Here is a 9,037-nt window from a genome sequence, read left to right on the forward strand (position 1 = left end):
TATCGTCAAATGTACTTACAGTAAAAAAATGGTACATTTGAAAGATATTTAGCCTTCTTCGGTAAACTACCAATAGAAAATAAACAATCTAATAACAATAATATAACAGAAGAGAATAAAAGAAAAAATAAAGATTCAGTGGTTGAGATTGTAAAAAGAAAATCAGCAATGGACGTTTCTTGCCGTTACTTTAAAAATGAAATGTGCATGTATTGGAAAATCCCTTGCAATAAAAATTCCCTTCATTGTGTAAAGAAAACATATTTAAGTGTTGAACATGAGAGTGAGGAAAAAAGGAGACAGAGAGAAAAGCAGTTAGAAGAAAAATTACGTCAAGAACAAAATGAATTGAAAAAATTACCAAGAATCGGTGTGAAAGATTTTGTTGTAAGAGGTAATATTTTTAAATGTATTCATAATCATCATATGGTGGAAAATTTGGATGCAACAGTATTAGTTATTGATAGAAGAGATAAGCAAAGGTTAGTAAGAATTTCTGCTGGACATTGTAAGAAATGTAATACATATTTTATAATGGAAAGTACATTTAGAAGATTGAAAGAAAGCTATAGCCATATTGTATGTCGTATTTGTGATGAAAAAACATATCAGAAATCATATCATATGGGAGAAATGCAATTAGCGCAAGAGTCAATTTTAATGCAGTATGGTTATAATGTATCAGAAACTACAGGTTTATCATCAACTGCAAGACAAAAAATATTGGCAGTAATAATTGATAATAATATTCTTTCAAAAAGCGGGATAATTAGCTATCTGGATTTCTTTATCCGCCAGCGTTCACATATGAGTAATATGGAGACAGCTATTTCTAAGTGGGAAGAAGATGAAGAGTTTGTTGAACATTATAGAATTGGAGAGTATACGAAATTTGGTGTAAATGCTATTTATCGGAGATGATTTGAAAGCATTATAGAATGAGAGAGGTATAAAAATGGCAAAAAAACAATGGAGTACAACATATGATGCAGAGACATTAAAAAAATTTCAGGAAACTTGTGATGAATATGGCATGAAAGCTAATGTTATTTTAGAAGCACTTATGAAATTTTTTACGGAAGGAAATTGTAGAATCGTAGTAGAAAAGGGAGGTTTAAATATAGAAGTGAAAGAAAAAAATAGGTAAATGAAAGGCGGTGGAAATGAAATGGAAGAAATGACAGAAAGCGAACTGATCGCGGTATTGATTGACAAGTACACCGATCTCCAGCGTATCAAGAAAGCAAATGGAGAGGTTGGTAATTCTGAATTGGAATACCAGATCAAAATCACAAGAAAGAAATTATCTCTATTAAATGTGGATGTAGACGAATTGACGTTATAGGTATATATGATGAAAGATTTATTATTGTAAATTAATTTTCCCCATATTATCAATACCGGGGCATCTGGTTAGGTACTTAAATTCTACAGGTTTGAACATACCCCCCCCCGGTAGGGTAGGAGATGGAGTCCTAAACCGATTGCATTGGTTTTGAAATTTTCATCAAATGGGATGGCAGAAAGCTAGATTGATATGCAGAGCAATGGGGGATTTTCTAGTTATTTCTGTCGGAAATCGCGACGGAATTTTCAGCAGTGAAAATCTCTTGCATATTCAACAGTAAAATGATATATTATATATAAAGGATGCTACCGATAGACGGTTGTCCTGAATAATTGTGTTATAAAATAACCGCTCTTGTTTTCTCAGGACAGGGGGCGGTTATTTTTGTGTCTTATTACTATCTCGACCAACTTTGTAGCCGAGACTAAAGCACATAAAGCATAAGCCTATCAGTGCAATAACATCTGCTGTACTCATTGGTTAAGCCCTCCTTTTCTAGATTCTGTTTCCAGTTTCTATGTAATCAGAGGGTCACAGTCCCTCTGGAGAAGGACAACCGCCTACCGTGATATGGTAGCACCCATGAGATTATTATAGCATAGGTTAGGGGAGATTGGAAGAGAAAAGGGTGGGTTTATCGAACTGATGTTTTTTCTGGATGCTTTGCTGGATTGTGGTGTTGATAGGATGTGATGGGAGATTTATTTTATCGAACATTTGTTTTTTAACCGTGTGTAAAGATGAACCTGCTATTACCCAAATCAAGAAACCGTTTAGAATCAAGAGTTTTAACATCCCCCGATACCAACAACCTACTAAATCACTAGGAATAAAATTTACACCCAAGCATCACACCACCACCAGAGCATACAAAAAAACACAGCCTATAATATAAGACCGTGATTTTTATTCTATCCCATCTATTCAATTATCATCAAATCATCATCGTTCCCAGTAATACCCCGATCCATCTTCCAGATAGATATATAAACCTGTATCAGTTGCGTTGTAATTAGTGACTTTCCGCATATCAACGAAATTATTTTGGAACTCTTCCGATCCGGTGTCAACGTAGGCAGAATGTCCGGCAGAATACCGACCCAGATCAAAGCCAGCAAATAACATAACTCCTATAATAGCAACCATTCCTAATAATTTAATCATTCTTTCCATGTGTTCATTCTCCTTTTTATGTGTAGGGTGTCATCATTCCGGTGACACCCTTTTTTACATCTGTTACTGTTTACCGTTCAGAATGTATTCAACCGCTTTTTCTGCCCTACTTGATGCAGACACGATCCACCGTGGTTCATTCTTTAATGCATTCAACCAGCCTTGAATGTATGCAGTAGAATTTCTAAAGGTTTTATTTGTTTCTATTCCTAAGATATTCATAAGCATTGCCGATCCAAATTCTGCCGTGAGTTCTTCTTTAGAATAGATATCTGATTCAAATCTCAAACACTCATTACTTGTTAATCTGTTGAGCCTAGTTCTGTGTCCTGTGCTGTGAATCATTTCATGAAACAAAGTACTGTAAAATTCATTTGCTATCTGATATTGTTCCCTACATGGTACATTAATCTGATCGAATAATGGATAATATCCAGCGTCATTTGTAACTACTTCCTTAATCGGGATATGCTCACGTTCTTTGTAAGCATTCTTGATCTTTTCCGCTTCCTCAATTGGTTCTATCTCTGTGTTAAGTTCTTCTTCTGGTAAAGGATCAACGCCCTCAACCTGTGAAATATGAAAGACATTGTAATATCTCAATAATGGAATCTGTTTAGTTATCATTGTACCGTCTTCCTGTTCCTCATCGACTGCTGTTATCTTCCAGAAAGTAACAAATGAGGCTTTTTCTCCTTTTCGAACGTGACCGCCTAAGTCTTGCCACTGTTTGAAGCTCGCCCATTCTCCGGCTTTTCCTAATATTAATTGATTCAGTAAAGAATAAGGTTTCTTTGTTATTCTGTTATATGCTCCGCTTCTAACACCTGTCCAAGGTTTTTCCCACGGTATTCTTCCTTTTTCTAATTCAGCGATGATTCTGTCTGTAACCATCTGATATACATTAGTTCTTTCTTTTCTTTCGATTGTTCTTTCTCTCATATGATTGTCCGTCCTCTCTTAAAAGGTTCTTGATTGATTTCTTGACTATATTATATATTAGTACCAATACATATTCAATGCACATTAGTACCAATATAAAGTGGCGGTATTTAGTCATGATCTATAAAAAATCAAAAGTATTAGTACTAATGCATAAATAAATGATATTAGTACTAATACAATCTTGTGAATCTGCGAATTGAAATAGTATTAGTACTAATGTATAATACAGCCATAAGGTTGATACAGAGCAACACCGAAGAGGTCGAAAACCTCTGAACTTCAAAACCATATACCCGTGAAGAACTGACACACAGCATAGTATCTAATAGTCGGGAAGATGATTGAAGCGGTGCTTCTCTATCAACCAGATAAGAACAGTTTCATATAAGAAGAAAATCAACAGGAGGTATTTTTAATATGTGCAGAACGATGAAAGAATTAGAAAATGTGGTTGCTGATTATCGCAAAATGAAAACTTCACTTGATAAAGTTTCGGAGCAGGTCAAAGCATTAGAGCGTGAGATCATCGGTTATCTGGATACAAACCAGAAAATCACAGAGACAGGAAAAGATTTTACCGTTAAGGTTTCCACCTGTGAACGCCGGACACTGGATAGCAAGAGACTTGAAGCAGATTTAGGAAGTCTTGCAGAGTATCAGCGGATCTCTCAGTATCGCTGCTTGTATGTCAAGTAAAAAACTTACATTATATAAAATCCTTCCCACTCATTCAAACGGGTGGGAAGGATGAAAGGAGAAAACAGAATGATGATGATGAAAAAGGACGAAAGAAAAGCATTGAAGAAGATCCGTGAACTGATGGGATCGCTTGGCTCTGATAGTTATGTAGCGACAGCATTTGAAGGATGTGCGGATATAGCAGAATCCAACATTGACAATGATTTTATGTGCAGTATGAAACAACGCGCAGAATCAGCGGAGGAAGAATCAAGAAAGGCGTTCTTGCTTATATCAGACCAGCAGAAAGAGATCAATAAGCTGAAAGCGGATCTTGAAACTGCTAACAATGAATTAGAGCGTTTATGTAATGTTAATTCAGAACTTCAACGCGATACGACCGGGACAGAAAAGGCTTTATCTGATTTGAGAAAGTTTAGCAAGAACGCTGAAGCGCAGTTGAAAGAAAAGGATGCAGAGATCATCCGGCTCAAAGCACAGTTATTTGATTACATGACGAAAGATCAGCAGTAAGAAAGGGATCAATTATGAAACGGTTTAGAGATAATACAGGCAAGCTCACGATGTGCGTTGAAGCAATTAGAACAGAGACAGCCGGAGAAGCAAGAAATTATTATCAGATAGGTGGTAAATACATTTTCTACATTTTCGCCAATGATAGCAGGGTGTACACCTATATCAAGAACAATGATGAAATAGCACAGTTCCAGAGTCCAGACGGCTTTACTCTTCTCATTCCATTAGAAAGTTTGGGGATGTATCTGCCGGATGTATCGAGTGTTGGTATGGAATTAACCAGAGTAGAAGAATAGGGGGATCAGTTATGCAGAAAATATCATATGAATTTGCGACAGTCACTAAAAATGGAGTAGTAGAACAGATTGGACGGAGTAGCATTTTACAGCCAAAAATCAACTATAAGGGCGGTTCTATCAAGTGGTATGAGGATAAATTGAAACCAGAACAGCCGGAAGCAGTAGAAAAATAATCATATGGGAAGTGACGGTTAAGCCGTGGGAGGTTCAGTCCTCCGCTTCTATTCAGCTATAGCTTGTGTAAATCAATCATATTTATATAAGGAAGGAACGGGAACGGATATGTTCAATTTTAGAATCATCACAACAGCAGAGGGGTTAGAAATCATCGACAGAACTTTAACTACATCATCGGACTTATTAAATCCATTTGAACTCATGGACTATGTGGCATTGGAAGACACACTTGCATTCATGGATAGGAAAAGAAGAATTTCCAGAAAGAGATCCAGACGCAAAAGAAAACTTGCCAGGAATCCGCTATATAGATTGCTTGGCATCATCGGGTTAATTTAAGAGATAGGAGAGGGAGAAAATATCATGGTTCAGTCAAAATTTTTCAATATGGGTCAGATTCTTATTACAAGAGGGATAAGCGAAACAGTCGGAGAAAGTGAACGTTTTGCCGCTGAAGTAGTTCTTGCGTTACATCGGTTCGCTATGAAGGACTGGGGAGATCTGGATGCAGAAGATATTAAGGCAAATGAGGAAGAACTGAGCAATTCAGATGATTTATATTTACTTGCGGCATATAAGACTTCAAAAGGCAGAATCTGGATCATCACAAATCGTATTTCAGAGAAAGCCGGAGATAATGCAACTACAGTTCTTTTCCCATATGAGAGATAGGGAAAATTAGATTTTGGGTATAAAGGTGGCAAAAGGGGTCACTAATTCAGTGACTCCACCACCAGAGAAAAGGAGATAAAATATCATGGCTATTGTAATTACAGACGGAATCCATTATTTAATATTTAAAATTTGCGGACGGAGAACTTGCGACAACACGGAAATTAGAACTTGCGTATCGGTTCGACAGTGCTTCAGATGCTATTAATATCATGAAAAATTTATCCGGCAGAAAGGCAGAATATTATGTATATGATACCAATACTGATTACATTCTGTGGCGGCTCATGTCAGAAGAAGAGGTAGAAGCGAGAAGAGAAGCCAGACGAAGAAAAAGACATAAACAGGATAATATTATTGATTTAGAACCAAAGGCAAATGAAAATATTCCAAGAGTACAGATCCCTTCAAAGGGAATCCGTAAAAAGTTCTCTCCAGATGTACGAAAATTGCTGTATATTCATGCCGGAGGACGCTGTGAGTTATGTGGTAGGGAAATGGCGCTGGAAGATGTGACAATCGATCATATCAAGCCGCTGGCGATGGGTGGCACAAATGACGTTTCTAATCTGGCGTGTACTTGTTTTGGATGCAATCATCTGAAAGGTTCTGCTGTGCCGGAAAGTTTTTTTCAAAGAGTAAATGATATATTTATGTTCCAGATGGAAAAGAAGTATAAGAAAAATGTATGGTGGAAGCTGGTGCGTGTGATATTAGGGAAAATAAGCTAATGCCTATATGTGATTAACTTATAAATTGATTAATTAACTTAAAAGTTGATTATCCATCTTTAGGTTGAATAAATAACTTATAAGTTGTATACTAATATAAGTAGTCCTAATATTTGGGATTGCTTATATTAGAGAAAGAGAGGGCGCGATGTTGGCACTGACGGATGCAAGAAAAAAGGCGAATGAAAAATATATAAAAAACAATTATACACAGGTCAAATTGTCGATGCCTAATGCAGAAGCGAAAACTTTAGAAGAGTACTGTACTGCTAAAGAATGTTCGAAGGCTGGCTTTATTCGACAGGCGATAAAAGAAAAGATGGAGCGAGAACCACTTACAGAGGTAAAAACGGAAAATGCTGGCGTTTTGTCCGAAGATTGACGCAAAATCAAGGAAATTAGCATTTTTCACGATTTCTCAAAAATGCGACATGGCAAAAACCGTTGATTTTATTAGGTTTTTCGAGGGTCGGTTTTACGATGAAACTGTAATTTCATGTGATACCCAAAAAGAGGGGCAGAAAGTATGAATTTGGATGAATTAGAGAAACTGGCAGAGAGTGTAGAAGTTCTATGACAGAATGGACTAAGGAAAGCAAGGAAAATTATGATTGGCTGGTTAAGTCTAAGGAACAACTAAAACATGGACAATACGCGGAACATAATCGGACAGATGTAAATGGGGATAATATGGATTTTAATAGATTATTGGAAAAACAAAAAATATTTGCAGAAAGCAAACATAAGATAGAACCTCAAGTTCTAACATCCTATGAAAGAGAGTTCGAGCAACGGCTTATATACGATTCTGTGTCATTAGAGGGAAGTTCCTTGACATTTGATGAGGTTAAGGCGATACTTGACGGAGAGAAGTAATATAAAAGGGTACTTGAAAAGTCAAGCACCCCATAGTATAATCTAATTAGAAAGTGAATCGGATGTGATTGTCCGATTTGCCCTCTGTAGAATAGTTATATAAGAATAAACATCCTAGTCTTTGGGCGGAAGAGGATGTTTATTTCTTTTTATCGTGATGGTTGTCTATGTATGACAAAGCCGCGAAGATTACCAGTAACAGCGTCAAAAGATCACTTAGGCTAATCATAAGGCATCCCTCCTTTTGTAGACTAGAGGGCATCAGATAAATGGAAAGTCACATCCTACTCTCTGTTCAATTATACGATAATAGTATACCACAAGGGAAACATATGTTCAATGAGGGATATCATTCTGCTGCCATCCAGTGAGCTATCATTAGATTGCAATAGGATAGAACATGGCAGCAGGACGATAGAAATTTAATAGGGAAACGAAAAGAAAGTCACGGTCGAAAAATAGACCGTGACTTTTTGTGATCTTGGATGGGGGTAACGAAACGTTACTCCGTAGAGGGAAAGCGTCTGCGAAATTTGATCTTTCCATAATTGTTGAGGTATTCATATATAGAATTTAATGTTTCTGGAGAAAAGATGCTATACACAAGCGGTAGTTTATATTGCTCATGAAAGCCTACAAACCAATTAACACATTCGCGAATATGAACTGCAAAATCTTTTCCCGTAAATATTTGAAAAGATTTCAGATAATGCTTTGTGACATTGGGTTGTCCTTGCTCAATTTTAAATGTAACGTTTTGAACAAATTTTCGTGATAAAGCACACAGATCGGGATCGCCAGATTTTATAGCTTTGGATAGTTCAGGAATAATTTCCTCGAAATTAGAAAATGCCTCATGAATCCATTCCGCAAACACTTCTTGCATTTCTTTTTGAAATTCTTGTTGCTCCTTGATAGCTTGCATACTGTTATTTTTAATGGACATATTATTATATTTTGAATATAAGGAAAGTATATCATTCATAGAATTAATATGTTCTTTTTGATCTTTCTCATTTACCCCGTATATCGGGATTCCAATTAAAGCAAAAGCTAAATCAGGGTTTCTATATACAGAATAATAAAAATGGCGAAGAGCAGTTAAAGCCGCTTGTTTTTGATTTACAGGCATAGCAAATATACGATCAGAAATTTGAGGAACAAAATATTCTTCTAATAGAACGTCCAGAGCATCCATCAAATCTTCTTCATATAGCTCAGAGTAATCTGAATCAGGGATAATTAATTCGTACCATGGTCGAACAGAATCGCCTAAAGATTGATTTAAAAGTTGTTCTATAATAGGAAGAACCTCATTGGGATCATTTGAACCTTCAAGTATCATATAGATAGAAAGTAAATCATCCTTTTTGATTTTTTTTGTTTTCCCACTTTCAATATTTTGCAACCAAAATTTAGAATGTCCATTTCCAACTTGTTCAGAAAGATCATAGCTGGAAATCCCCTTTTCTTTTCTGCGCTCAATAATATCTAGTCTTAAATTAGTAGTAATTACTATTTTTCAGTAGACATATCTAGTCTTAAATTAGTAGTAATTACTATTTTTCAGTAGACATATAAGTGCCTCTTTTCATTTTATT

The 9,037-nt window shown here is 36.1% G+C and carries 15 protein-coding genes; 12 read left to right on the forward strand and 3 right to left on the reverse strand.

Features of this window, described 5'->3' with window-relative positions; genetic code table 11:
• Nucleotides 1-138 precede the first annotated feature (138 nt).
• Genes DWZ16_RS14735 through DWZ16_RS15615 form a run of 3 tightly spaced genes read left to right on the forward strand, consistent with a single transcriptional unit; the run spans nucleotide 139 to nucleotide 1,345 of the window.
• The gene (locus DWZ16_RS14735) at nucleotides 139-921 is read left to right on the forward strand and encodes a hypothetical protein (RefSeq protein ID WP_147353432.1); all 783 of its coding nucleotides are present in this window, start codon (nucleotides 139-141) and stop codon (nucleotides 919-921) included.
• 34 nt (nucleotides 922-955) lie between these two features.
• Nucleotides 956-1,147 (forward strand): hypothetical protein, encoded by a 192-nt coding sequence (locus tag DWZ16_RS14740; RefSeq protein ID WP_118523126.1) that lies wholly within the window; start codon nucleotides 956-958, stop codon nucleotides 1,145-1,147.
• 21 nt (nucleotides 1,148-1,168) lie between these two features.
• Nucleotides 1,169-1,345, forward strand: a complete 177-nt coding sequence (locus tag DWZ16_RS15615; RefSeq protein ID WP_182427383.1) for a hypothetical protein — start codon at nucleotides 1,169-1,171, stop codon at nucleotides 1,343-1,345.
• A gap of 945 nt (nucleotides 1,346-2,290) precedes the next feature.
• Here the strand turns inward: DWZ16_RS15615 and DWZ16_RS14750 are convergent.
• Nucleotides 2,291-2,521 (reverse strand): hypothetical protein, encoded by a 231-nt coding sequence (locus DWZ16_RS14750; RefSeq protein WP_118523128.1) that lies wholly within the window; start codon nucleotides 2,519-2,521, stop codon nucleotides 2,291-2,293.
• 63 nt (nucleotides 2,522-2,584) lie between these two features.
• Nucleotides 2,585-3,463 (reverse strand): ArdC family protein, encoded by an 879-nt coding sequence (locus DWZ16_RS14755; RefSeq protein ID WP_118523129.1) that lies wholly within the window; start codon nucleotides 3,461-3,463, stop codon nucleotides 2,585-2,587.
• Between the two features lie 420 nt (nucleotides 3,464-3,883).
• Here DWZ16_RS14755 and DWZ16_RS14760 point away from each other — a divergent pair, with 420 nt between their 5' ends.
• The 9 genes from DWZ16_RS14760 to DWZ16_RS14795 all read left to right on the forward strand — a co-directional run bounded on the left by DWZ16_RS14760 (nucleotide 3,884) and on the right by DWZ16_RS14795 (nucleotide 7,436).
• A complete protein-coding gene (locus tag DWZ16_RS14760) occupies nucleotides 3,884-4,162 on the forward strand; it encodes a hypothetical protein (protein ID WP_118523130.1) in 279 nt (92 codons plus the stop codon).
• 69 nt (nucleotides 4,163-4,231) lie between these two features.
• Nucleotides 4,232-4,678 carry a hypothetical protein gene (locus tag DWZ16_RS14765; protein WP_118523131.1) on the forward strand — a complete coding sequence of 149 codons (447 nt, stop codon included), beginning with the start codon at nucleotides 4,232-4,234 and terminating at the stop codon, nucleotides 4,676-4,678.
• Between the two features lie 14 nt (nucleotides 4,679-4,692).
• On the forward strand, nucleotides 4,693-4,977 hold the full coding sequence (locus DWZ16_RS14770; protein ID WP_118523132.1) for a hypothetical protein: 285 nt from the start codon (nucleotides 4,693-4,695) through the stop codon (nucleotides 4,975-4,977).
• 11 nt (nucleotides 4,978-4,988) lie between these two features.
• Nucleotides 4,989-5,153 (forward strand): hypothetical protein, encoded by a 165-nt coding sequence (locus tag DWZ16_RS15620; RefSeq protein WP_182427384.1) that lies wholly within the window; start codon nucleotides 4,989-4,991, stop codon nucleotides 5,151-5,153.
• Between the two features lie 25 nt (nucleotides 5,154-5,178).
• Nucleotides 5,179-5,496, forward strand: a complete 318-nt coding sequence (locus DWZ16_RS14775) for a hypothetical protein (RefSeq protein WP_147353433.1) — start codon at nucleotides 5,179-5,181, stop codon at nucleotides 5,494-5,496.
• A 24-nt stretch (nucleotides 5,497-5,520) separates the two neighbouring features.
• Nucleotides 5,521-5,829 (forward strand): hypothetical protein, encoded by a 309-nt coding sequence (locus tag DWZ16_RS14780; RefSeq protein WP_118523134.1) that lies wholly within the window; start codon nucleotides 5,521-5,523, stop codon nucleotides 5,827-5,829.
• A gap of 212 nt (nucleotides 5,830-6,041) precedes the next feature.
• Nucleotides 6,042-6,560: an HNH endonuclease signature motif containing protein gene (locus DWZ16_RS14785; protein WP_207663875.1), complete on the forward strand. Its 519-nt coding sequence runs from the start codon at nucleotides 6,042-6,044 to the stop codon at nucleotides 6,558-6,560.
• Nucleotides 6,561-6,708: 148 nt separating this feature from the next.
• The gene (locus tag DWZ16_RS14790; protein ID WP_118523135.1) at nucleotides 6,709-6,942 is read left to right on the forward strand and encodes a hypothetical protein; all 234 of its coding nucleotides are present in this window, start codon (nucleotides 6,709-6,711) and stop codon (nucleotides 6,940-6,942) included.
• A gap of 191 nt (nucleotides 6,943-7,133) precedes the next feature.
• On the forward strand, nucleotides 7,134-7,436 hold the full coding sequence (locus DWZ16_RS14795) for a hypothetical protein (RefSeq protein ID WP_118523136.1): 303 nt from the start codon (nucleotides 7,134-7,136) through the stop codon (nucleotides 7,434-7,436).
• Nucleotides 7,437-7,938: 502 nt separating this feature from the next.
• Here the strand turns inward: DWZ16_RS14795 and DWZ16_RS14800 are convergent.
• Nucleotides 7,939-8,844, reverse strand: a complete 906-nt coding sequence (locus DWZ16_RS14800; protein WP_147353434.1) for a hypothetical protein — start codon at nucleotides 8,842-8,844, stop codon at nucleotides 7,939-7,941.
• Between the last annotated feature and the right edge of the window lie 193 nt (nucleotides 8,845-9,037).

The organism is Clostridium sp. AF29-8BH (genome assembly GCF_003478145.1).
Taxonomy (GTDB): domain Bacteria; phylum Bacillota; class Clostridia; order Lachnospirales; family Lachnospiraceae; genus Otoolea; species Otoolea fessa.